Genomic DNA, 23,647 nt, shown 5'->3' with positions numbered 1-23,647 from the left:
CCGTGGAAGCAGAAACCAATTACTACTCAAACCTGCCCGCCATCAAAACGATGGAACGGGTCTAATAAACCCTCCACCAAACCCGGGGCTTGACACTAGGACACGAATAACACTTTCAGGATTTCGTCATCAATTATTACGTCCCGGGGCCCAGAGACGGATTGACCAGACCACAGTCCTTTGCCAAGATCCGCCAACACGAAGGTGAAGAGCGATGGCACTATGGTTAGTAATCGAGCGGATCAGCAGCCATAGCAGACACGATATAAAAGACGACCCGGGATTACTCGACGAGCAAAGGTCTGACTCGACCTATTAGTACTACAGTCTCGTTTGTGGGGTTTGTCCGCGGGCTTTATAGTGGCATTGCTGGGCGCGGTATTGGTGTCGTCGGCGCCAGAGCGAGCAATGGATGATGTGGTTGGGGCCTGATTGCTGGCGCCAGGCAATGCGGGTGATGAGGTGTCTGATTTCGGGCAGTGAAAGCCTTACCAGCTGCTCGGCGCCTGGGTCTGGGCCCCCCTTTTTGAGCGGATGACGCTGAGGAAGGCGTGGGCGAACATGGACAGGGTGATGTGCCGGTACCAGCCGGTGTACTGGCGTACTTGGTAGTGGTCGAGCCCTGTTTCGCCTTTGGAGGTTTGGAACGTTTCCTCAATGGACCAGCGGGCCCCGGCAACTCGGGCCAGCTCGATCACGGTGACGTTTTCCGGGGTGTGGCAGATGAAGTAGGTCAAGTCTTTGGGGTCCTTCATCGAGCGGCGGGCCAGCAGCCAGTGCTCGCCGGTCTCGGCGGGGCCGGTAATGCGGATCCTTGCCCATGAATACAATCTCTCGCCCTTGGTTCCAGTGCCAGCGGTGCGGGTGCGCCAGGCACGTCCGTCCAGGGCGGCGAAGAGCTCATCAGTCCGCCCCTCAACACCCAAGGAGCCCTGTGCTGGGGTGATGGCGCGCTGGTTCATCGGCACAGCCATAACGTAGTGCATACCGCGGGCTTCCAGGTGGCGGCGTAACCCGGAATGTTGGCCGTAAACAGCATCCCCGGTGGTCCATTCAGCCTCAATACCGGCATCTAGGGCTCGCTCAATCATGTCCCCGGCCAGCACGGGTTTGGTGGCCATGACCCGTTCTTCCGGGATGCCCGCGCTCTTGCACCGCGCAGGGTCATCCATCCAGGCCGTGGGCAGGTACAGTTCCCGGTCCAGGAACGTCCGCCCCGCCGGAGTTGCGTAACTCAGAAACACCCCGATCTGGCAGTTCTCCACCCTCCCGGCAGTGCCCGAGTACTGGCGGGCGACCCCGGCCGAGGCGGTTCCTTTTTTCAGGAACCCGGTCTCATCAATCGCCAGGATCCCCTTCACATCGCCAAGGTACTTTTTCACGTAACCAAACATGGCATCCCGGACCTTATCCGGGTCCCAGTCCGTAGTCGAAAGCAACCGCTGCATCCCATCCGGAGTGCCCTGCCCGGCCCGCTCCGACAAGGTCCAAGAGTTCTTCCGTTCCTCATCCGAGATCAACCCACGGATGTAGCTGACCGCGTTGTTCCTCGGCTCGGTACGGGCGAACTCGCCCCCGATCAATCACCGGATTTCCTCAAGGCCCTGAACCCATTCTTGTATCTCTGCCACCCAAATATCATCGCTCACCCAACATGATTAACAGGATTCCGGGCCGAAGTCCGTTTAGACCGCCGACGTGACCAAAAATAAACGCGACTGTAGTACTAGGAGTACCTGGAGGAACACACAGAGGGTTCCCGTCAGGTATTTGAATACAGCTGTTCGCATCTGCACACACAGTGGCGACAAATCCAACAAGTCGATCGTGGCCACAAATAGGATGGCGCCACCATGGACGTGACGACTCAGGGTTGACTCAATGTCGCCGCGGTAAAGAAGGTCCAAGGTTGATAGCTTTGCGAATTTAACCATCGGTGAGTACGAAGTCGCCGAGGTAGGCGTCTAGGTCGACTTCATCCCGACGGCTGGTTTGGACGCAAGAAGTTTCACGCCGGCGACGATGAAGAGAACCACACCTGCAAGGTCGATGGGTGCCCAGAATTCACGTGTGGCGTGTACGGGTATTAGCGGATTGAAGAGGATCGCGGTGAGAACAAAAATAATGGTCCAGGCAGTTCTTTGCAGTCCTCCAGCCACCACTGCCGTCCAGATGGCCATCGCAGTGACTACGCAGCGGACCACAACGAACATCTCGTAAGGTCCGCCGACGACAGCCAGGAACATGAAGAAGGCTCCGACCACGGCCGGTACGGCTGCCGGGTAGACGGTCGCGAGCCGAACACCGTTGAGGTCGTTTTCTGTGAAACCAGACGCCGCGGGGTGGCGTTCGAGACCATGTACCGGCCGGTTGACGACGTGCGGTGGATCTGATTTTGTCATTTGACGGTTGGGTGTCAGTGGGGGAGTTCTGGACGCTTCAATGGGGAGTTTCGGCTTCAACTTCGAGTCGTTGGTACGAATGAATTGCAGTGCCTCACGGATGGGAGGCGCTGGAGTTGATCCGTCCGCCTGGACTTCGTGGATCGCCGCACTAATTGCTTTGACCATCTTGCGCCCACCTTTCTGGTTCAGGGTGTTCATGCGAAGCCGCTTTGAAACCGTGCCTGTGAGCATGTTGCCGTAACGTAATACGGCCTCAGAGCCGGTAATCCTGATCCATCCAACAAAATCTGAGTACCGCAGGAGAAGTATGGGCTCAGAACTTCTAGCGATCAGAACTTTTACGACCTTCTTTGCCACCTTGGGATGAGCCGATCGCAGCAATTCTGCTGACGCGAAACGTGTCAGTTCACGCTCAAGGGTCATGGTTCCCAATTTCATTTGTCAGAGGAAAGATAGTCGAGCACCGTCGCAGGTCGTGCCGCCTTGGTAGTCAATGTCTGGCAGCACGCACCACACACAACTAGCCGAAATTTTTCAATACGGCACCCAGTTGCGCGTGGATGTCCCTCAGCCCCCTTGAATCCAGATGCAGCCATCCAGTGGCATCAGTGAAGTTTCCAGTTTCAAAAAACTCGATTTCCACCCTAGGCCTTTCATCTTCTTCATCTTCCATGACAGTTAGAAATATTCGGCCAATTTCTTTGGGCTGCTGGAAGACCGCACCAAGAGGGCCTGGCCCGTACTTAGATTCCTCATCGTCTTCTGCACCATCTTGGAAAACGCAGAAGCGTGTATAGCACTCGCTGATTTCATCGTGCTGATGATCATCGCACCACGGCTTGCAGGTAGGTGTTGATGTCATGAGGGTCCCCCTAGTTGTGTGGTTTCTAAATCTCAGATTACTGGTTCGGTTCCAGCAAGGCGGAAGCCACATGACCTATTGCTGTTGGCCCTGATATTCAAAACGCTTCGGAAGGATCGTCCAGAGGACTTAATGGCGCATCAATGGTGTACCTCGCCAATTGCGATCTGCAAACGATGACTGCGCTGCGCTTACCGTGAGTTGTTGAAGGCTCGCGTCGCCACCATTGAATAGCGAAGCCTGATCTGAGAAGCCGTCCGGCCGGACACAATACGTGAATAGAAGGGTCACTCATCAGAATCGCCCACCTCGCCTGCGGGCGACGCACCACAAATTGACTACTAGATCCACCCTTTGCGCCTGGCGTCCCTGACGAAGGCCTTCGCCCGCCGGCTCCTAACGGGGTGACGGAGATCGTACATCCGCATCTTCCACGGCTTCTTCCATTTCCTAGCCGTCTTGGCCTTACGGCCGAACAGTCCGAACATCCTTGTTGGTCCTCTCCGCATCCGTACGCGTCAGTGTCGTTGTCGCACTTGCAGGTCGCGTAAGCATACTTGTTGTCGACGTCCTCTCAGGGCAGGGTGAGATCGGCGTCGTAGAGCGGCCGGTTGCAGTTCTCACAGTTACCCACCGTTCGCTCCTGATCAGCCGCGCGGCGGCTTCTTTGTCTTGCGTGTTTCCACGCCCTTGAACTTGCCCTCGGACTTCTTGCTACGGAGGTAGTTGCCATTGCCATCGAAGAGATCAAACAACTTCGTCAGGAGGTTCTCCTGCTGGTAGCGATCCTTCTGCTGACCTTTGCGGTGGCCATTCCCGGTGTTCGTCCCCACAACTCTCCTTAAGTGATCTTCATTTGCGCTTCACTGACTATATCCGAGCCCGGCGGGCCCGAACCAGCCAGGAGGAGATGCGTCTGCCTGCCCGCCGGTTCAACTTACTCTTTACTCCAACTTCGTCGACCTGGTTGAACGCTCGTTCCGGGACCTGACGTAGAAGGCCCTGCGCCGCTGAGTCCTCCACTCTGCATCAGCAACGAGAACCCGACGCGACTGATCTGGACCGCGACCGCGGAATCCATCCTCGCGAAAGTCTCCTGCGGCCGCGTGGCCCTCCAATCCGTCAAGCAAACCTGAGGCACTACACTAGCTGAGTCGATTTGAGGGTGCTCTGTGGTGACACGTCTAAGTTGAACCACCAAGATGCTTTCCTTGCCTGTGCGAGAACAATAGATTCTGGCGCAGTCCGACCCTCGACTCGGGGAATCCTCGAAATTCTTCAATCTACTTCAGCATGTGACGGTGGCATCTGCCCTCGAAGCCGTAAGCGGGTTGAAGCAAGAATCTGCGGTGGTTCCATCAGCAGTTTTTGACTTCACCCGTCACCGAACGCCTGCAACACCTCTGTATGGTCCGGAGCCTCATGTGTCTTCTGAACGTAGTGTTTGCTGGTGATCTTTTCATCTGAGTGGCCGAGCTGGGCAGTGGCGGCGGCAATACCCTGGGTGTTGGCGAGGATCGTACCCACCGACTTCCGGAACGTGTGCGGCGTAACCCAGTCGTATCCGAGGGCTTCTCGAACCTCGCGCCATTGCTTCCGGAATCCATTCGGATCCCGGATCGTTCCCACGCTGGAGGCGAAAACTAGGCCAAGGTCGTTGCTACGGGCCGTATCGGCTTGACGTTTGCGCAGCATTTCTACGGCAAACGACGGCAGGAAGTAGCGCTGCCGCGAGTTGGAACTCTTCGGATGGTCTTGAATTTGCAAACCACTGGTCCCCTTGACCTTGATGACGGTCCCATTAATAGTCAACGTCGGCTTTTCGGTCTCGAGATCTACATCGGCCCAGTGAATGGCTAGGGCTTCGCCGATGCGGGCGCCGGTGGCCAGCATAATGTCGACGACGTCCAGTATGTCCTTTTCATGCAGCCCGTTGGGGCGCCCGGTCGGCTGCTGCCACTCGTACACGCCCTTACGGAGGGCGATGACCTCCTCCAGGGTGAGGGCTCGGACTTCCTTCACCACGATGGGGATCTTGGCCACTTCCCGTAGAGGGTTTGCGCTGATCGCGCCGTGCCTCGTCGCGAGGCTGAGCATCCCAGACAGGATGGTCTTGCACATCTTCGCTGTCGTGGCGCCACTATTGGTGCGAATCGTCTTGAGGAACCGGTCGAGGGAATTGACGTTGGCTTCCCTGATCGTCAACTCGCCGGTGCCCGGCAAGATATGCGTGTCCAGGAGCTCTCGGTATCGTTTGCTCGTATTGGCGGCCCTGCCGAGGTCTTCAAACTCCGCCCACCAAATCCGCGAGAGCTCGCGCAGCTGCATCTCCGGTCCGATCTCATCCTCATTCACCGGGACTAAAAGCGTGAGTTTGTGAATCAGTGCCGCCTCTGCCTTTGGGCCAGACGGCCCCCAGGCTTCGTATCGGCGGACTGCACCGTCGAAGGAGCGAAACTTGGCGCGGGCCCGCCAAGTCTTTGGCTTGAGTTGCTTGCGGGTGATCTGCCCCCAAGTTCCCAACGGCAAGCGTGCTCTAGGCAAAGTGATCTTCTGTTGTTGCGAGCCACTCATTCAGATCGCTCCGGCTGATGCGCAGATGCCGGCCAATCCGGTGTGCTCGTGGCCCGAGGTGCTTGACGCGCCACTGGTAGAAGGTCTGCTCGGGGATTTGCAGTTCCCGGCAGATATCCCGTGGGGTCAGCCATTCCTCCGAGATTGCTGCGGTGGACGGGACGTGGCTAGTTTGGTCGCTCATCGGCTTCTCCTGTTCAACGTGGACCTACAACTGTCCATGGGGAAAAGCACTGAAACTACATGACTGCCGTTGCCATGTCAGAAGAACGACGGCGTTCACCTCACCACATATGGTGGCGCGGCACGCGGAAGAGCTGCAGGTTGCTGGCGGGAGTGAACCTGGTGTTGCAGTCGGGGCCGGTTTGCTTGGTCATACCTCTTCATAGCGATCCGACCCGGTGACTCCATGACTTGCCGTCACGCTGGCCGTGACGGCAACCCGCTTCGGTGCCAGAAGTGTGAAGGGATTTTTTGTAGCGCCAGCAGCACGGTAACTCGGGGTGAATTTGCTCAGGAAATTGACTTGGCGAAGGGATCTGGGTGGCGGTGATATGGACGGGAATTGGCGGGTTGGTGGTGGCGCAGGGAAGTGCCGCATGAGGTTTTCATGCGGCACGGGATCTCCTGCTTAGGGGGTGATTATTGGATCGCGTGCTTGAGCCGTTCGATTTCGGTGGGGTTGAATCCTGACCAATGGTGGTGGTCGCTGACCACGACGATCGGGGCTTGGGAGTAGCCGAGGTCCTGGACGTATTCGAGGGCGGCGGCGTTGGTGGTCAGGTCGACAACGTCGTAGGGGATCCCGGCATGGTCCAGGGACAGGCAGGTGAACTTGCATTGTTGGCAGCCTGGCTTGCTGTAGACCGTGACGTTCATTGTCCTCACCTCACTCTCTGCGTCTGGTGTTGGATCTTGGGGCTCACTGGTTGTGGTTCCGGTATGCGGTGTTCTGGTGTTGCGCCCAGCCGGAGACGACGCCGGCGCCAAGCAGTTGATCCAGGAGTCTGGCCAGGTGGTAGTCGGGGTCGAAGGTGAGGGCGACGTGCATGTAGTTCGCGGCTGCCGTTCCCCTGCCCTTCCACCAGCAGATGTGTCCGAGCATCGTCAACGGGGCTGCCGCGTGAGCTGGGGCGGCGATGGTGAGCAGCTGTCGCAGCAGCTTTTCCGAGTTGTCGATCCGGTCCCATTGCGGGGCTTCGTCCGTGGCGCCGAAGAGGGTGGCGGCCATGGGTTCGTTGATGCCGGGCATGTCGGCCAGGATCTGGTCGCGGAGTCCGACGTGCTGCAGCCCGGCCAGGATCTCGGCCAACTGGTCATGGGTGGGTTCGCCACCGTGGTCGATGAGCTTCATCCACAGGCGGTAGGCCGCGTCAAGGCTCTTGCTGGGGTTGGTGGACATGTTCTGAAGGGCTGCTTCGATGGCGTCGTGGTCGACGGCGGTGAACAACTCGGGGATGGCAGGTGTGTCGCTCTGTGCGACGCTGCTGCCCTGGTAGACCAGCTCGGTGTTCAGGAGGCAGGATTCAATGGCAGTCAGCGGGGTCTCGTTGCCACAGGAGGAGGGGTTGGCGCCGTCATAGGTGGCGAAGGATTCGGGGCCGACGATCCACACGTCATGGACGCGTAGCCCGGCAGCTAAGAGCCGACGCTTGAGTCCTTGAACCATTGTGGCGAAGGGCTTTGGGTGTCCTTTGCCCCATGGTTGGTGGGTGAACAGGGCGATGAGGACGGCGGTGGCGTCGTGGTCGATGCCGACGGCGTGGGCGACGCGTTCGGCGTAGCTCTGACCGTGGTCTGTGGTGTTGGGGAGGTTTACGCGGAGGGTTGGGCCTAGTGTCTTGCCGTCGAGGGCGACGCAGACGAGGCTTTCCTTCGGCCAGTAGCCGAGGCTGTGGCCCATGTAGCTGATGGCGTCGGCCGGGCTGCTGATTCTGATCGGTTCCATTGTCCTGCTCCTCTTCGGTGATCGGTGGCTGGGTGTTCGCGGCCGCCTGCTCTGTTGGTGCCTTCTGGTAAGAGGAATCACCGCTGGGTTTAGGGGCCGGAGGGCAACTTGGGGTACCGGGCACGGGTCAAAAATTGTTTCGAGGAAATAAGCGACGCAGGAGCGCCGAGGAAGAATTTTTGGAGGAGGGACCGGCGCGCAGCGCCCTGGTTGCGTGGAGGGCCCGCCCAGCGATGATGGAGTACCAGAAGGCACAACGTGGTTCGGCATGTGTCCATACAGGTCCATCCACCAAGATGCTGACATGTGCTGACCCTCATGTGTTCAGACGATTTACGTCGGCGGCTTCAGTTTCCGCCTTCATGCTTGTTCATGGTGCCGGAGGTGCCGAACGACATGACCGTTCGTACGATGACTGCTGGGTCAGTCGGGAGCATGGCAGGGAGGGCGGGTCTTGCACCCGGACACCGTTTCTTTCGTAAGGACCGAGCATTGCTGGCCCCGTGTTCGTTACATTTAGGACGAACCGGAGAAAGTCCGTGAGGCATACGTTGCTTTTGCTATCCCCACATTGGCAGGCAATAATCAACGAATGGAGTATGAATGACTGTCGGTGATGACCCCCGAGGTCGGCGGGCAACCGAGGACGGCGGGTACTGGCACTTCTACCATGACCCGCGCGGGTTGGCTCTGGTTCGGGCAGAAATTCATGCTCTGACCGATGGCACTGGCTCTGAAGGGGGCCTTTTGGTGAAAGCCGAGATAAGGCAGATGCTTCAGGCCGCCATGAACGGGAAGCTTCGGTTCGGTGAGAAGGACGACGTGAGCGGAATCTGGCGGGAGCCTGACCTTTGTGAACTTCGTCTGACCTATCGGAGTTTTGAGGAGTTTGAGGACGGCGTCACGGAACCAGCTGGTTACAAGTATCGACTTTATTTTGCTGAACCTCCTCAAGACCAGAGGCTCTTGCTGGGTCTAAAGTTCGGACGGGTACCAGCAAATGAGGCAGGCCTGAACCTCCAGGACGAACATATTGACTGTGCTAGTGATCGTTACATCACAGGTCTTTCTCATCGCTGGGGACTTCGGTAAGCTCGATAGAAGGTAAGGTATAGCTGACATCAGAGATGTCTTAGCGAGAGGATTCGAAAATGGATCTCGATGAATTCCTCGGAATCGATAATTCCGACCCCGTCCAGCGCCTGGCGAACGATCTCGTGCAGGAGGATGACCAGTTACTTTCAGAGCTTGTCGAACTTCGTCGTAGAACAATGACGCAGCAAGATGTGGCCACTCGACTGGGCATCAGCCGTCCGGCTGTGGCCGCCTTTGAACGCTACGACGCCGACCCCAAGTTGTCCACGGTGCGACGCTACGCCTTGGCCATTCGCGCGTTTGTTGCGCACACAGTCACGGCCGAAGCCCAGGGGCGGGAGTCGTTCGAAGAACGAGCTTTGGATCAATGGCACGCAGACCTGGCAAATTGCACTGGTAAAAAGCAGGGAAGTTGGCACTTGATGGTCGGTAGGGTTGGGTTCATGGACGTTAAGGTAGCTGTCGATACGGATTCCCCCGTGCAAGACCGTCTCTACCACGACACCGCAAAAAAGTTCCTCACTGGCAAGAGATAGGAAACATACGTGCCGAAAACAGACGCTCGTGCGCGCTTCAGCTTGTCGGGCCCTCGCTTCCTGGCGTTGGAAGCATTTGCTGGGACGGGCAATCTAGATCGTCATCTCACCTGGTTTGCGTCGTTCGATGAGGCAGGAGAAGAAGACGGATCACGTGTTGTTGTTGCAACGCTACATGCCGCAGAAGATGATGCCTCAGCGACGGTCACCATCGCTGGGAGTCTATTTTGGGGCGGCGGTGCTGCAGAGCCGAAGACACGCAAGAAACTTGCTCAGGTCATCAGGGAATCGTATGCCCTCGCGACGATGTACGATATGGCTCGAACACAGGTGCAGGCGCTCTTAGCTATTGCTCAGCTCGAGATGGATTTACCTTTGGAACCTCCATTGGCTGAGGTTCACGAATTTTCCGAGCGCCCCGATTCTGCTCACCCGGAAGAGCCTCAAGATGATCGTGGTAGTGACGTGGTGCGGCCGGCCTGAATGGTGGGTGATGTTGAAGCCATATTTTCCATCTGATAGTAAATATCAGTACTGCTGTACGCGCAGACCTAGCGTGATGTGGTTGTGCAGCTATTTTAGCCAAGCCTTTAGGCCAGGGCTTCAAGGCTTGGCACACCTCAGCCGAGAGACTTGAATCTCTCACTGGCGGCGTCATGATCGCACAACCTCCGTGTAGCGTGAATTCATTCACGAAGAAATTTGGAACAGGCTATGCGCCCTCCACTGCGGGATCATGTCGCGCTTTCCGCTTCGCCTTTCCGTTCGACGGCTAAGAATGAACATGCTAAGGTCGCACCACACGCAAAAGGGAGCATGAAACATGAGACACGAACCGACCAGTGGCTATGAAGACTCGAGCCTGAAGTATCGAGTCACGTGGAGGTCCGTGGAGGAGAGCGGGAAGACCTATGAGAAGGTCTTTACCAGTAGAGATCAGGGTTGGGACTTCTACCAAGACGTACAGAAGTCACCGGATGCATATGGCGCAACGTGGGATCATATTCCCGCCTAGAGGAACTACATCGCCTGTAGTTGTGGGTTGTTGGCGAAGCAGTGGCCATGCCCCGCGTTATATGCTGAGGCGAAGCAGTAGGGTCCTCGCCAAATACTTCTCACGCGCTCGGTCCGAATAAGGCGCATTTAGCACCGTACTTCACGCACTTCCATGAAGATTCCTTAAGGGGTCCTCTGTTGCGGTAAACCGCATCGTCCGGGCCGACGATTGCTGCCGCTTTCATGATGAGCGTCAAGAATATTGTGAAGGAAATGTGGGCGACATTTCCATGACGACATACTCTTGGGTTGAGAATTAGTTTCGCCCAGAGTACTGGATACACCCGTTTGAAGCGTGATGGTATGGCTTCATTCCTAACTTTGCAGTTCTTCATAGACCAGTGAGCTCAGCATCTCCAGGAGCGCCTTCATCTTGTCCTTGCTGCCGAGGGCCTGCAGACTGAGGCTGGTATGGCTGTCGAGTGCATCCGACACAGCCGAAGTGACGGCGTGGGCCAAGTCGGGGCTGCTGCGGAAGTGCTGGTGTGAGTTGTTGCGTGCCTGAGTTTGCAGGGTGGTGTTTTTGACGAGCTCGCGCTTCACGCCGTCGACAAAGTGGGCAACGGCATCAAGCTTCTCACCTTCGAAGGGAAGGTTGGCTTGTTGGATGATGTCCGCCCAGGTGGCCATTACCGGATCCTTGGCCGTACCTGTCCCCACATCCGTCAGGGGCTTGAGTGGTTCTCCGTCGCCGGAGAGCTCAAGGGTAGTGGTGCCCTTGTCTTTGAGTGCGTACTTCGCCAGTACGACCTCGGAGAGGTCCAGCTGTACCCTGGCATCGTTTACGCGGAAGACGGGAAGGAGGTGCTTGAAATAGATGGAGCGCTTTTCCAGATCCGTCTCAGCGTAGTCGTAGAGCTGGGAGAGGAAGTCGTACGCGCGGATGAACGAGCCCAGATCTTTGCGGAATTGGTCCAAACTGTCCCGACTGGTGGTGTCGCCGTTTGCGACCGCAGCGTTGTATTGGGTATTGAACCGAGACTTGGCCGGGGCCACCCAACCTGAGAGGGCGTTGTTTCCGGACTCAGTGAGGTACGCCTTGACCAGTCCTTCCACTTCGGAATCTGTGTAGATTTGCGCGGCGTCGAGTTTTGCCTGCAGGTCATGGACGACGTTCGGGTCCGATATCGACTCGATGGTTGCTTGCCGGAAATATGGTTCAAATGAAGCCAGGATGTCGGCTGGGTCGTTGACAAAGTCCAGCACAAAGGTTTGGTCCTTGCCGATGGCAGTCCGGTTAAGGCGGGACAGGGTCTGGACGGCGGAAACACCGGAGAGCTTCTTGTCCACATACATGGCCACGAGCAGAGGCTGGTCGAACCCGGTCTGAAACTTGTTGGCCACCAGCATGATGCGGTAATCCGTGGAAGCGAATGCTTCCGGCAGGGTGCGGCCCTTCAACCCATCGTTCATGTTGTGCTCGGTGAATGGCTCGGGGCCTGAGTCGGTGTCGACTACCTCGCCGGAGAACGCGACCAGGGTCCCCAGACCGACGTAGCCGGCTTCGGCAATGTACTTGTCGATGGCCAACTTGTACCGCACTGCCTCCATGCGGGAGCCGGTAACCACCATGGCCTTCGCTTTGCCATCCAGGCGCCAGGCGACATTGTCGCTGAAGTGCTCAACGATCAGAGCAACTTTCTGGGCGATGTTGTGCTCGTGGAGTTTCACCCACTTCATGAGTGTCTTGAGCGCCTCGGATTTCTCCACTTTAGAATCTTCGGAGTCGTATTCGCGGCCCTGGTGCGCCAACTTGTATGCCACCTTGTAGGAAGTGTAGTTCTGCAGCACGTCTAGGATGAAGCGTTCCTCAATCGCTTGTTGCATCGAGTACAGGTGGAAAGGTTGCGGCAGCCCGTCTGGTCCCTTGCGCCCGAAGAGTTCCAGTGTCTTTTCTTTGGGGGTGGCTGTGAACGCGAAGTAGCTGATGTTCTTCGCATCGGCACGATCGGCCATCTCTGCAAGCAGGAGCGTCTCGACGTCGATCTCGCCGCCGTCGTATACATCCGCCAGTTCTTCGGCTGAGAGCACCTGCTTGAGCTTGTTCGCCGTCGCACCTGCCTGGGAGGAGTGCGCCTCGTCGGCGATGATGGCGAAGTTCCTCCCGCCCAACGCCTTCGACTCAGCGATGGCCTTCAGTGCAAACGGAAAGGTTTGGATGGTGACGATAATGATTGGAGTCCTGGCCACCAATGCGGTGGTCAGCTCTGCGGACTTGGAGCCGGCGTTGCCGCAGACGGGCACCACGACTCCGGACTTGTGCTCGATCTGATATATCGCATCCTGCAGCTGGGTGTCCAAGACCGTGCGGTCTGTGACGACAATGACCGAGTCGAAGACCTTCGCGTCTTTGGTGTTGTGAAGTGTGCTGAGTTAGTGTGCTGTCCAGGCGATCGAGTTCGTTTTGCCGGAGCCGGCGGAGTGCTGGACCAGGTATTTGTGTCCAGGACCTTCAAGGCGGGCCGTGTCCACGAGCTTGGTGACGACGTCCAGCTGGTGGTACCGCGGGAATAGCAGTGACTTGCGGACGTCACGCTCGCCCGTAACAGGGTTAGTGGTGTCGCTGACCTGAAGGTGCAGGAATTTGCCCAGGATGCCCAGCCAAGTGTCGCGTTGGAGGACCTGTTCCCAGAGGTAGCTGGTGCGCGATCCTTGAGGATTGACGGGGTTGCCCTTGTGCCCGTCGTCGCCCAGGTTGAAAGGAAGGAAGAATGTGTCCTTGCCCTTTAGATGGGTAGTCATCTGGATTTCGTCATTGCTGACGGCAAAGTGCACCAGCGCCCGCCGGCCGAAGGCCAGCAGGGGCTCTTCCTTGTTGGTCTTGGCGTCCCGGGGCAGCCGGTTGTGCTTGTATTGCTCGACGGCGTCGGTGATGTTCTGTGTGAAGTCCGTCTTCAGCTCAATGGTTGCCACCGGCAGGCCGTTGACGAACAAGACCAGGTCGATGCTGTTCTGATTCGATGTCGAGTAGTGCACCTGGCGCATCACCCTCAGTCGAACCTTGCCATAGCGTAGAAGAGTGTCCGGGTTTAGCCCCATGGCTGGCTTGAACTGGCACATATCAAACTTCGCCGAAACGTCTTTGAACCCCGTGCGCAGTACAGAGAGCATGCCAGCTTCCTTCGTGGCGGGCTTGTCCAGCACCTTGCACAGGCGAGTCATCAGCAGCAGTTTCGCGGCCTCCTGCTCGGCAGGGGAGTCCGAAGGCCTGACCGCCTTGGCCAGCTGCTCCGGCTGGGTGTCCTCTATCCAGCCAAACACATCCGCAGGGAACAGCGCCCGCTCCCGGTCATAGCCGTCGTCGGTCGGCGAATACAGCCATCCATCGTCTTGCAGTGCCTGGCAGATCTCGGTCTCAAACGCTGATTCGTTGTGCTGTGCCATGGTGAGTTCCCCTACTCGGTTCCAAGAATTTCCTGCAGCGTTCCCCCGTGGGCATCCCGCCACAACTTTAATGGTTCGCGCACATGACCCCCGTTCATCAAATCCACCGCCAGGGACGGAGTAGCAAAAACATGGTCGTGCGCGAGGACGAATCGATCGAACTCGACCTTCGCAGCGCCCTCCGAAAGGAGGCGGCTTCGGCGATGAATGATGGTTTCGGGCGCTCCCAGTCTCGGGTCCTTGCGCGCCGACGAACCGGCAATGACGAGCATCCCCTCACTGACTAAGCGGCCCTCTAGTTCGCAGCTCCGGTGACGGAAGTAGTACGTGGTCCCATGGCGAGCAAGTTCCGTGTTCATCGTGACGACCTCTTCATCAGATCCTGAACGGACAGCTGGTTACCGTCTTCGCTGTCCAACTGCCAGAAATCGACCCCGGCAACATTGTCCGCCCCAGCATGATGCGCTGCGGCGTCAAGAGTCGAAAACTCGTGGCCGTCGATGACGACTACTCCGTCGTCAGTCACCTCGGCTCGCATCCGAATGGAGTCGTCTCCGGGGCACAGAAATTCACCCGCAGACAAGACACCTGCTTCGATCAGGTCACCTACATTAGTTTCCGGGCGTGTGGCCGCATGCACGCTTATAGTGATGGGAGAAGCTACGGATTGTCCAGCTCTGAGCCGCTCATAGCCGGCACGGGTTACCTGGGCCATCAAAATGCGCCGCTCCTGCAGGAACTCGTCATATCCCATCGATTGCCAGTCATCGGGCAGGGCATGCCAGAACATCTGTTGGCGAAGCCTATCGCCATCGAATCCGCGTACAGCAACCAGCGCTGGCCAGTACTCGGCGGGCTGACGATCGGATATCCAGATGTTCGTGCTCCAGTCTGTTGGAGCGAAGTTGGCAACTTGGTTGATTTTCTTGAGGTCCCTGACTCCCAACACGTTTTCTAGGTACTTGCGCGGGTTGAGGTGATGCCCTTCGGTCCCCTTCAGGGCTGGGAACGACGGGTCCATCCACTGCTGAATCTTGTTGTCCAGCATAAACATGTCTGCGTCGAGGATATTGAGTGCTGCGAGGTAAGTTTGGTAGGCAGGTGAAAGTGCCGCCGACGACGAGATCAGAGAGTCTGGCATACGAAGTGACCAGAAATCGTCCGACAGCTCCGAGGCAATGACAGTTTCCAGTGTTGAAACGAAGTCTGCAGCCAAGTTTCCATCGATGGCAGTCAAACGATCTAGATCCTTCTGAAGCTGCGTTTCTGCGCTACCGGTGTAGCGTCCGGACAGTTGAGACATGAATATCCAACGGGCCATGAGGTTTCGCAGGACAGTGAGGTCAACACCGAAACGAGTGCGCCCCATAATCCACAGTGCGTAACTGGACAGAATGTTCATGTCCGAGGTGACCATTTTTCTAGATTTGAAGCCCGCAACGGCCAGGCATCGAATGAATTCTGTCCAATGTAGCTCTTTCAATACCACAGGGAGTGCGGCCCGCAGCTTCGCGAGCTCGGAATCCTGGCGTTCGGCGATAACAAAACCTGTACTGCGATCTTTGGCTTGAAGCGCATTGTAGGCGTCGCCCAGTTTTGCTCGATTCTGTCCAACAGCTACCAGAACACGGACGAGCTGGCCGGGGTCTACCGCGAGGAAATTGTTGATCGGCGTCCACTTGACGCTATAACCGGCGATCTCGCTCGCTCGTTCGGGTGTGAGGCGTGAGTCTCTGGCGAAGTCCTCCAACTGTTCACGCCCCTCTGGCCAAAAGACGCTGAGCCACGTCAGGATGAAGTCGGATGCCTTCAGGCTCACGCCTTCCGAATTGATTCGAACGAAAATGTCGGCAACGATCTTCTTATCCGCCTCGGGCTGGATTTCGACGACCGTAAACTCATAGTTGCGAAGGCCCTCCAGACGCCCGAGGCGTTCTTCAATCAACTCTTCTTCGTCCTCACCAAGCTCACCGCGAGCCTCCTCATAACGCTTCTTGTAGGATTTCCTCACCTTGAAAGGGTTTGCGAAGAAGTCGGACACATTGCCGATCCAGTCTGCCGACTTTTCGATTGCCGTGTTAGTTACTTCAAACTTTTCGGTGAGTGGATTGAAGGCTACAGACATAGTCTTGTTGTTGTAGTCAGCATCCCTGACCGAAGCACCTTTAAACACGGCATAAAGGCTTGTCAGTCGCTGCTGTCCATCAATGATCTGATGTGACCCGATTCGACCAGTGGCCCCGGAGATGGTGCGGGATGAGTCCTCCTGAGACACGTTCCAGAACATCAGCTCACCAACAGGATAACCCCTATACATTGAGTCGAGCAGATCACGGATCTTTGACTTCGGCCATACAAAGGGCCGCTGTAGATCGGGCAGCTGGACAACACCAGACTCGACAGAGTCAACGAGTCCCTGGACCTTCCAACCGACGGGTTTGAAAACCGTGCTCATGCTACAACTCCTTGGATAAGACGTTGAATTTTCCGGTGACAGCAGCCGAAATGAGGGCTGATCGGCGCTCCTGAAGAATACTGATCACGTTGCTGGCCTTGGATGACAGCTGCGCGAATGATTTCAAACGCTGGTCGAGGAAATCGCAAATCGCAGTCTGTGTGGCATGATCCGGCAATGGCACCTGGATGACGGCCAGTTTTTCGGCAGTCAGATGAGGCATCGAGACACCCGTGCAATATGCATGGATGAAGCCCGACTGACGAGCGGTGAGCAACAAGTAAGTGAGGAGTCGACCGTCCACCCCTTCGTTTGGGCGGATGCGGTTGATTGAATTCTGGTACCCAAACCCTCCCAAGTCTTTGTCTACGAAAGCAGCCCTGCCGAAGCCGCCGATACCACCTTCTACGACGACGACATCGCCCGCTAGTACGTCTAATGAGGCAAGCTCTCGTTTGTTGAACCACATTTCCTTGACGTCTTTGACTGTCAGGATGCCATCAGGCTGGACGTTGGCTGCGCGTAAATACGGTGCTTGAACATCACTGTTTGCCTTCGGCATAGGTTGAATCATTTTTCCGAGGTTGATTTCTCCGGCTGTCTTCAGCGGTCGAATTGCCCATTCGACATTCACCTCGCCAATCCAGGGGATTCCTGACGGTTTGGTTGGTGACTCGGGGTCGAGGCCTTTGGCGACGGTTTGGGTGATGACGGCCTGGCGCTTTTCGGCCAGGAGAGCGATAAGGCGTTCCTGCTTGCCGATCAAGTCATCGATCTGGGCGGTTTCACGGTCGAGGAAGTTAGCGACCTGAATTTGTCTGGAATAGGCAGGTGAAGGCACTGTTATGCGAGGGATGTCCCGCATGCTGATATTTTTCTGCGTATTCTCGGTGCAATATCCATCAATTTCAAACTGTACTTCCGGTGATTTGAGCACATATTCAGTAAATCGGGGTTCAGCAATTTTCTGATTTACTCTGATAATAGCCAAAGGAGACCATATGCTGAACTCTTGAGGTTCCTTAACGCGTGCAATTTTTCCTGTCGATGCGGCTTTCCCCATGAGAATATCATCAATTTGCGGTCTCGCTTTGCGCGTGAACTCAGCATGATCACTTGCGGATATGAATCGACATTTATTGAATGTTAGCTCGCCATTTTGGATAGCATCAACGGATAGGAACGGTACGCCGCTAGGTAGAAACTCCGGTGTTGTGTGTGGTCCATCGGTGATGGGTGTCGCCAGTAGATTCTTGAGTCGAACTACGGGAAAGTCAGTTTTCCATTGGCTAACGACGGTCATTTCTCGACCTCGGCTAGGAGCATGGTGATTTCGGCGATGAGTGTGTTGAGTTCGGCGTCGATCTCATCGAGTGGCCGTGGAGCGACGTATTTGTAGAAGTGACGTGTGAACGGAATTTCATATCCGATTTTGGTCTTGGTTGTATCGATCCAGGCGTCGGGGACGTGGGGGAGCACCTCGCGGGCAAAGTACTCCTGAATGTCTTCGTTGTGTGGCACGTTTTCGGTATCGCGCAAGTCCGTATCCGCCTCAGGGGACTTTCCCTTCAGACAGACGTCGGCGCTATCGTCCCGCTCCGACAAGCCAGCCAGCACCGCTTTGAGAATGGGTGTCGCCAGTATGATCTTCTCAGCGACGAGCGCAGCCTTGAGGATTTTGGTGAACTGGTCGCGGTTCTTGTAGACCACATCCTTCTTCTCGCCCACTGTTGCGGCGCGGAGGCAAGCTTCAAGCCGGGCCCGGGTTTCGGGATCCAGCTTTCCCAACGCTTTGCCAGCAAGTGCTGCTTCAACGCGCTGGGTGGTGAACGCGAAGTTGAGCCTGAGTGGGCGTTCGACGGTGATGGTGCGGTAGCCGAAGTCGGTTGTGTTGAAGATCTTGGATGTGTCGTCGTCGCCGGTGAAGTTTCCATAGAGGCTGACTATGGTGGCAATGTCGTCGGGACCCAGTTCCTTGCGTTTGGAGCCGAGGCTCTTGCGCATTTTTTGGAAGAAGTCCACGCCGCTGATGAGCTGGACCTTGCCGACACGGTCGGGCTGCTTCTGCCGCTTGTTGTTGGACAGGACCCAGATGTAGGTGGCGATGCCGGTGTTGTAGAACATGTCCGTGGGCAGGGCGATGATGGCCTCGACAAAGTCGTTCTCCAGCAGATACTTGCGGATTTCCGACTCGCCGGAGCCGGCACCACCGGTAAACAGGGGCGAGCCGTTCAAGACGATGCCTATTCGTGAGCCGCCGTCGTGGGCCGGGCGCATCTTCTTAACCAGGTGAAGCAGGAAGAGCAGTGAGCCGTCGCTGACCCGAGGGAGGCCCGGGCCAAAGCGTCCATCGAATCCATGGAGCTCATGTTCCTTGAGGATCTGTGGCTGGATTTTCTTCCACTCCACGCCGAAGGGCGGGTTGGAGAGCATGAAGTCGAACTGCTTGCCGGCGGCCTGGTCGTTGGCAAGAGTGTCCCCGACATAGATGTTCGAGATGTCCTGGCCCTTGATGAGCAGGTCTGATTTACAGATGGCGTAGGACTCGTCGTTGATTTCCTGGCCGTAGGCAACGAGCGTGGCGCTGGGGTTGTATTCGCGGAGGTGTTCCTGGGCGACGGTGAGCATGCCGCCGGTGCCGGCGGTGGGGTCGTAGATGCTGCGGACGATGCCGTCCTTGGTCAGCACGTCGTCTTCGGTATCGATGAGAAGGCGGACCATAAGCTGGATAACTTCACGCGGGGTGAAGTGTTCGCCAGCCGTTTCGTTGGATGACTCGGCGAAGCGGCGAATGAGTTCCTCAAACATGAGGCCCATCTCAATATTGGTGATGGTGTCCGGGTGAAGATCGATCCCGGCGAAGTCCTTGACCACGTGATAGAGCAGATCCGCGTGGTCCAGCTTCTCCAGGGTCTTCTCGAACTCGAATCGTTCGAAGATGTCCCTGGTGTTTTCAGAGAACGCCTGGACGTAGCTGAGCACGTTGCTCTTGATGTTCGCGGGGTCATCTAGTAGCTTCTCAAAGCTGAACTTGGAGGTGTTGAAGAAGTTGTGGCCCGACGCCTTCTCCAAGAATGTGTCTAGCGGGATGCCCAGATGCTGCTTCTTGGCCTGCTCATCCAGTACGAGCCGTTTGGTGTCTCCGAGGACGCAGTCCAACCGGCGCAGGATGGTGAATGGCAGGATGATTGAACCGTATTGTGCCGGTTTGTAGGTGCCCCGCAGAATATTCGCGATGCTCCATACCAAGTTGGCGTTGTTGTTGCCTGCCACTACTCCCCATTCCCGCCCGTGTTCATGGGGCTAAATCTTCGAAACTATCCTTTGCATCATATGCGGAGGATCAGACAGTAGGAACTAAGGCAGAGACTCGCGTCCAAGTGTGATTTCTGGCAGTGGTGTGCAGCATATGATCGCGGCATGACTACGTTCCTGAGTGTTGGCGGCAAGAAGATCGTCCTTGCCGAGGCAGTGAAGTTTGCTCGGCAATACCTTTCCGGCGAAGGTAACTGGGCCTACCCGGCCTACGACGCCTACCCGGGACATGCTGGGTCGGAAGTTGGGCGGCCGGACTTGCTCGCCGTCGCCCTATTGAATGCCCATCAACGGCCGGTCGAAAGCTACTACGGGCTTGAATCCCTGCTGCCACTGATCAATGAAAGGTTGGCCGATCCGGCTCTTTCTGGAACCCTGGCCGACGCGGACCAGGGAACCGTTGATGCCATCGCACGGCTGTTCGGGATCCTGGATGAGCAACGGCCCAAACACGTGAGCCTCACCAAGCTGTCGAAAGTGCTCCATCGGAAGCGTCCCGAACTGTTGCCGCTCTACGACAAGAACATCTGGCGATGCTACGCCGAGGGCGGGCTGATACCTCAGGACCGCAGTAGAAGTTGGCACGACTACTCTCAACTCCTGGTTGCAGCAATGAAGCACGACCTAACGGACCAGATTGAGCAGTGGCAGGCCATTGCGGACATGGCGACAGAACCCAGCATTACTCCGCTGCGGGCGATGGACATCGTTGGATGGCACTTGGGCAGTCAGGCATCCTAGTACGAAAGTAAGGTGGGTCAGGCTGCCTCCCGTGTGGTCAGGGTGACGTTGTAGCCCAGTGCTTGGAGCCGGCGGATGGCGTTGTTTTTGGTGCGGGTTGGGTCCTTCTTGGTAAAGAAGTCGCCGCCGGGGTCGTGGTAACACTCGCCTTCGGCGAGCATGTGCCAGACGGCGGTGAGGATGGCGTGTTCGTTGGCAACGATGGCCTTGACCTTTCCGCGGCGGACGATGATGCGTTTGTAGCGTGCCCCGAGGTAGCTGTCCTTGGGGTGGCGGGCGATGGAGAGTGCGGCCGTGCCCAGCGCCCCCTTGAGGTAGCGGTTGCCGGGGCGGGTCTTGGTGGACTTGATACGTCCGGCGGATTCGTTGGAGCCGGGGCTGACCCCGGCCCAGGAGGCCAGACGCCCTGGGGTTTCAAAGTGGCTCATGTCCGCGCCGGTTTCGGCGATGATGACATCGGCGACGACGGTGGAGACGCCGGGGATGGTGGCCAGGAATTCCCGGGCAGTGCGAAAGGGTTCCATCGCCTCGTCGATGCGTGCGGTGAGTCTGTCAACCCAGCCGGTGAGGGAGTCGATGCGGTCCAGATGCATGGCACAAATGAACCCGTGATGTTCGCCGAACCGTCCGGTCAGGGCCTCAACCAGCTCCGGGATCCGCTTGCGCATGACGCCCCTGGCCAAATCGGCCAGTTTCTGCGGGTCCCGCTCACCGTTGATGAGCGCTGCGAGCATGTCCCGGGAGGAGGCGCCCATGAGGTCCGAGACACTGTCCGAGAGCTTGATCCCGGTGGATTCCAGGAACTTTTCCAGTCGCTGGCCTTCCCGGGTTCGGTCCTGCACGGCGATGGTGCGGGCCCGGGTCAAATCGCGCAGCTTGCGGATCGGCTCGGGCGGTACAAACGATGCTCGCAGCAGCCCGTGGGCTCCGAGCTGGGCGAGCCAGGCGGCATCGGAAACGTCTGTTTTGCGGCCTGGAATGTTCCGGGCCGCCTTCGCATTGACGAGCACTACCGGAAGCACGTCCTCAAACAGGTAGTAGAACGGCTTCCAGTAGTCGCTGGTTGATTCCATGATCACCGTGGTGACCCCTGCCTCGACCAGCATGTCCCGCAGGGCCAGGATCTGGTTGGTGGTCGAGCCCCAGGTCTTTACCGTGGTGCTGAACGTTCCGGCGCGCTTGCCAGGAACCCGGATGGCGACCTTCGCGTCGCCCCTGGAAATATCAATGCCCGCAGCTCGTTCATGAACCAGGTCCACGGGACACCTCCTACAGTTGCTCGTTCACTATGGGTGATGGCGCCTGCCGTGTGGAGGGTGGAATTAAATCAGGATTCTAGTACACGTGCTCACAGCAACAATCCACGGTTCCCGTGGAACCCTCCGCACCACGCTAACGCACGGGCCAACCAACAGCACCAAGAACGAATCGGCGTCGAACACGGCAGACCACATAATTGTCCCGCCGCAGCGTGCCCGGCGCCAGAGCACAGGTGACCCTGCACCAACTTTCGACCTCCACGGCGCGCAGCGGCGCTGGAACGCTAATGCGGAATGGCTTTGGTCTTATTTGAGGGCAGTCTGACCTCGCTACCTTTGGGACTGACACGGCACTTCGTTGGTTCGGGTGTTGTTGACCGTGCCGTTAGCGGTGACCCTCAGCCTGCCATGGAGTCCCTGCCTGGAGTGAAAAGGGGAAGTTGACCTTGCCCAAAAGGGGGAGCGATTTCTGAAGAAAATTTTGCTGAATTGGGGGAGTAAAGGGGGAGTTGGGCCGTTTTGGCCTTATACATCTCTGACCTGCGGAATTAAACCGCAGGTCAGAGCCACATTTTGGTGCCCCGGGCGGGAATTGAACCCACGACCAAGAGATTAGAAGGCTCCTGCTCTATCCGCTGAGCTACCGAGGCGTTGGCCCAACCAAGGGCCGCATCTAAATTATCAGGTTAATTCACCAATCTCTTCCCCCACAGGCAGGGCAGCCACTGTTTAGGCCCACATTTGGGGTTTTTTCACTGGTGGGCAGGCTATGAACGGCGTTGGCTGGATCCCAAGCAACCATTGCCGCAGCCGCGGCTTATCGAAAGGTAGTGACATGGCCAACTACATCAGCCTTCGGGGATTTGTCAGCTCGGACATCACAATGAGTACTACGGAGACCGGTCTGGTGATCGGGAAATTCCGCATGGGTTCCAACACGCGCCAGCGGGATCCTGTCACAAACCAGTGGGTTGACGGTAAGACCAACTGGTTTCAGGTCACAGCTTTCAGGACCTTGGCTACCAACGCCATGATCAGCATTCACAAGGGGAACCGGATCGTGGTCATGGGCAAGCTCAACGTGACTTCCTACCTGCGTAAGGACGGCACACCAGGCAACGGCGTTGAAATCGAAGCTGACAGTATTGGCCTCGACCTCAATTTTGGAACCGTCACCTATCACCGCATGCGTTCTGCCAACCAAAGCTACGACGCAACAAGCGGCAACCCCGCGGGTGGATCTCTGCAACCGAATTTCGAGGAGGGCGAATTCCCGCCTGACGAGCCAGCCGATACTGTCAACCACGTTGACGGTGACGACGAGGATGCCGGCCAAGGAGATTCTGATGATGACGATCTGAAAGCCGCGGAAGGTCTCCAGTCCGGCGAGCACGCTGATGAGCAAACTGGCGAGATTCTCGTGAGCTCAGCGCCCTTCTAGTGCGGGGGGCCAAAGTATCAGGTGCACATGGCACAATGGCGGGGTGACTTTGGAAAAGATGACATATTGCCACCAGCCCGCACAACGCAGCAAGGGCGTCCGGGCTGTAGGTTTAACGGTTCTGCTGGCTGCCACCGCGGCTCTGGGCGGTTGTTCACTCTTGCCTGGTGGAACGCCCACCCCGGAAGCGGCCCCACCAGTCAGCACGGCCCCGGTCAAGGGCGATGCCCCGACTCCCAGTGAGAAGCCGGAAACCGTGTCTGCGGCAGAAGAGATGTCGGGCAAACTGAAGGCGTCGCTTAGCGCTTTAGCGTCCACTACCAAGGCACCCAATCGCGAGCAAATGATGGCCGCGATGCTTGAAGCGGGCGCCGTCAAGGAAAGCGTCGAGTTGTCCATTGACATCACGCCCACTGGTCTGGCCGTTGATGCCATCGAATCGGCCACCCTCGTGGGAGCAGAGTGCGTCATTGGGCAGGTTCGGGACGGAAATGTTGCCGTCACCATCCTGCCCGTCCTAGGTTCAGGGCGCTGCTTTGTGGGAGACACGCACTAACTTCGTCTCCTTCGAAGCAG

At 57.3% G+C, this 23,647-nt stretch carries 21 protein-coding genes, 1 tRNA gene and 2 pseudogenes; 8 read left to right on the top strand and 16 right to left on the bottom strand.

Features of this window, described 5'->3' with window-relative positions; all coding sequences use genetic code 11:
* Positions 1 to 488: 488 nt before the first annotated feature.
* The 4 genes from AB0O97_RS16510 to AB0O97_RS16495 all read right to left on the bottom strand — a co-directional run bounded on the left by AB0O97_RS16510 (position 489) and on the right by AB0O97_RS16495 (position 4,100).
* Entirely contained in the window at positions 489 to 1,583 is a 1,095-nt protein-coding gene (locus AB0O97_RS16510) for an IS701 family transposase (protein ID WP_363884094.1), read from the bottom strand.
* A gap of 381 nt (positions 1,584 to 1,964) precedes the next feature.
* On the bottom strand, positions 1,965 to 2,843 hold the full coding sequence (locus AB0O97_RS16505) for a DUF6804 family protein (protein ID WP_363884092.1): 879 nt from the start codon (positions 2,841 to 2,843) through the stop codon (positions 1,965 to 1,967).
* A gap of 82 nt (positions 2,844 to 2,925) precedes the next feature.
* Positions 2,926 to 3,267, bottom strand: coding sequence for a hypothetical protein (locus AB0O97_RS16500; RefSeq protein ID WP_363884091.1), 342 nt, complete (start codon positions 3,265 to 3,267; stop codon positions 2,926 to 2,928).
* 647 nt (positions 3,268 to 3,914) lie between these two features.
* Positions 3,915 to 4,100 carry a hypothetical protein gene (locus tag AB0O97_RS16495; protein ID WP_363884089.1) on the bottom strand — a complete coding sequence of 62 codons (186 nt, stop codon included), beginning with the start codon at positions 4,098 to 4,100 and terminating at the stop codon, positions 3,915 to 3,917.
* Between the two features lie 95 nt (positions 4,101 to 4,195).
* Here AB0O97_RS16495 and AB0O97_RS16490 point away from each other — a divergent pair.
* Positions 4,196 to 4,403 (top strand): annotated as a pseudogene (locus AB0O97_RS16490) (IS630 family transposase); the annotation flags it as partial.
* 238 nt (positions 4,404 to 4,641) lie between these two features.
* On the opposite strand, the gene AB0O97_RS16485 reads toward AB0O97_RS16490, so the two are convergent.
* The 4 genes from AB0O97_RS16485 to AB0O97_RS16470 all read right to left on the bottom strand — a co-directional run bounded on the left by AB0O97_RS16485 (position 4,642) and on the right by AB0O97_RS16470 (position 7,789).
* Positions 4,642 to 5,622, bottom strand: coding sequence for a site-specific integrase (locus AB0O97_RS16485; protein WP_363884087.1), 981 nt, complete (start codon positions 5,620 to 5,622; stop codon positions 4,642 to 4,644).
* A gap of 181 nt (positions 5,623 to 5,803) precedes the next feature.
* Positions 5,804 to 6,025: a helix-turn-helix domain-containing protein gene (locus tag AB0O97_RS16480; protein ID WP_363884086.1), complete on the bottom strand. Its 222-nt coding sequence runs from the start codon at positions 6,023 to 6,025 to the stop codon at positions 5,804 to 5,806.
* A gap of 458 nt (positions 6,026 to 6,483) precedes the next feature.
* Positions 6,484 to 6,720 carry a glutaredoxin domain-containing protein gene (locus AB0O97_RS16475; protein WP_363884085.1) on the bottom strand — a complete coding sequence of 79 codons (237 nt, stop codon included), beginning with the start codon at positions 6,718 to 6,720 and terminating at the stop codon, positions 6,484 to 6,486.
* 43 nt (positions 6,721 to 6,763) lie between these two features.
* Positions 6,764 to 7,789 (bottom strand): DUF4192 domain-containing protein, encoded by a 1,026-nt coding sequence (locus tag AB0O97_RS16470; protein WP_363884083.1) that lies wholly within the window; start codon positions 7,787 to 7,789, stop codon positions 6,764 to 6,766.
* Positions 7,790 to 8,392: 603 nt separating this feature from the next.
* Here AB0O97_RS16470 and AB0O97_RS16465 point away from each other — a divergent pair.
* The 4 genes from AB0O97_RS16465 (at position 8,393) to AB0O97_RS16450 (ending at position 10,435) form a co-directional block, all read left to right on the top strand.
* Positions 8,393 to 8,881 (top strand): hypothetical protein, encoded by a 489-nt coding sequence (locus AB0O97_RS16465; RefSeq protein WP_363884081.1) that lies wholly within the window; start codon positions 8,393 to 8,395, stop codon positions 8,879 to 8,881.
* Positions 8,882 to 8,940: 59 nt separating this feature from the next.
* Positions 8,941 to 9,420: a helix-turn-helix transcriptional regulator gene (locus tag AB0O97_RS16460; protein WP_363884079.1), complete on the top strand. Its 480-nt coding sequence runs from the start codon at positions 8,941 to 8,943 to the stop codon at positions 9,418 to 9,420.
* 9 nt (positions 9,421 to 9,429) lie between these two features.
* Complete coding sequence (locus tag AB0O97_RS16455) at positions 9,430 to 9,903, top strand: hypothetical protein (protein ID WP_363884077.1); 474 nt, start codon at positions 9,430 to 9,432, stop codon at positions 9,901 to 9,903.
* Between the two features lie 340 nt (positions 9,904 to 10,243).
* Positions 10,244 to 10,435 carry a hypothetical protein gene (locus AB0O97_RS16450; protein WP_363884075.1) on the top strand — a complete coding sequence of 64 codons (192 nt, stop codon included), beginning with the start codon at positions 10,244 to 10,246 and terminating at the stop codon, positions 10,433 to 10,435.
* Positions 10,436 to 10,791: 356 nt separating this feature from the next.
* Here the strand turns inward: AB0O97_RS16450 and AB0O97_RS16445 are convergent.
* The 6 genes and pseudogenes from AB0O97_RS16445 to AB0O97_RS16420 form a co-directional block, all read right to left on the bottom strand.
* Positions 10,792 to 12,810 (bottom strand): annotated as a pseudogene (locus AB0O97_RS16445) (DEAD/DEAH box helicase family protein); the annotation flags it as partial.
* A 39-nt stretch (positions 12,811 to 12,849) separates the two neighbouring features.
* Entirely contained in the window at positions 12,850 to 13,860 is a 1,011-nt protein-coding gene (locus AB0O97_RS16440) for a type I restriction endonuclease (RefSeq protein ID WP_363884074.1), read from the bottom strand.
* An 11-nt stretch (positions 13,861 to 13,871) separates the two neighbouring features.
* The gene (locus AB0O97_RS16435) at positions 13,872 to 14,219 is read right to left on the bottom strand and encodes a hypothetical protein (protein WP_363884072.1); all 348 of its coding nucleotides are present in this window, start codon (positions 14,217 to 14,219) and stop codon (positions 13,872 to 13,874) included.
* Positions 14,216 to 16,315 carry a DUF262 domain-containing protein gene (locus AB0O97_RS16430; RefSeq protein ID WP_363884071.1) on the bottom strand — a complete coding sequence of 700 codons (2,100 nt, stop codon included), beginning with the start codon at positions 16,313 to 16,315 and terminating at the stop codon, positions 14,216 to 14,218. The genes AB0O97_RS16435 and AB0O97_RS16430 overlap by 4 nt, the downstream gene beginning before the upstream one ends.
* A 1-nt stretch (position 16,316) precedes the next feature.
* On the bottom strand, positions 16,317 to 17,618 hold the full coding sequence (locus AB0O97_RS16425; protein ID WP_363884069.1) for a restriction endonuclease subunit S: 1,302 nt from the start codon (positions 17,616 to 17,618) through the stop codon (positions 16,317 to 16,319).
* Complete coding sequence (locus AB0O97_RS16420; RefSeq protein WP_363884067.1) at positions 17,615 to 19,588, bottom strand: class I SAM-dependent DNA methyltransferase; 1,974 nt, start codon at positions 19,586 to 19,588, stop codon at positions 17,615 to 17,617. The genes AB0O97_RS16425 and AB0O97_RS16420 overlap by 4 nt, the downstream gene beginning before the upstream one ends.
* A 147-nt stretch (positions 19,589 to 19,735) precedes the next feature.
* On the opposite strand from AB0O97_RS16420, the gene AB0O97_RS16415 reads away from it, so the two are divergent.
* Positions 19,736 to 20,371 carry a DUF6308 family protein gene (locus AB0O97_RS16415; RefSeq protein WP_363884065.1) on the top strand — a complete coding sequence of 212 codons (636 nt, stop codon included), beginning with the start codon at positions 19,736 to 19,738 and terminating at the stop codon, positions 20,369 to 20,371.
* A gap of 17 nt (positions 20,372 to 20,388) precedes the next feature.
* Here the strand turns inward: AB0O97_RS16415 and AB0O97_RS16410 are convergent, their stop codons facing one another.
* Complete coding sequence (locus AB0O97_RS16410; protein WP_363884063.1) at positions 20,389 to 21,630, bottom strand: IS110 family transposase; 1,242 nt, start codon at positions 21,628 to 21,630, stop codon at positions 20,389 to 20,391.
* Between the two features lie 574 nt (positions 21,631 to 22,204).
* Positions 22,205 to 22,280 (bottom strand) — tRNA-Arg (locus AB0O97_RS16405).
* Between the two features lie 185 nt (positions 22,281 to 22,465).
* On the opposite strand from AB0O97_RS16405, the gene AB0O97_RS16400 reads away from it, so the two are divergent.
* Together AB0O97_RS16400 and AB0O97_RS16395 are read left to right on the top strand one after the other, a co-directional pair.
* Entirely contained in the window at positions 22,466 to 23,071 is a 606-nt protein-coding gene (locus AB0O97_RS16400) for a single-stranded DNA-binding protein (RefSeq protein ID WP_363884061.1), read from the top strand.
* A 43-nt stretch (positions 23,072 to 23,114) separates the two neighbouring features.
* Positions 23,115 to 23,627: a hypothetical protein gene (locus tag AB0O97_RS16395; RefSeq protein ID WP_363884059.1), complete on the top strand. Its 513-nt coding sequence runs from the start codon at positions 23,115 to 23,117 to the stop codon at positions 23,625 to 23,627.
* Positions 23,628 to 23,647: the final 20 nt, after the last annotated feature.

Source organism: Specibacter sp. NPDC078692 (assembly GCF_040686835.1).
Taxonomy (GTDB): Bacteria; Actinomycetota; Actinomycetes; order Actinomycetales; family Micrococcaceae; genus Specibacter.
The sequence above is the reverse complement of the archived record's forward strand: the minus strand, read 5'-3'. Positions and strand labels throughout refer to the sequence as shown.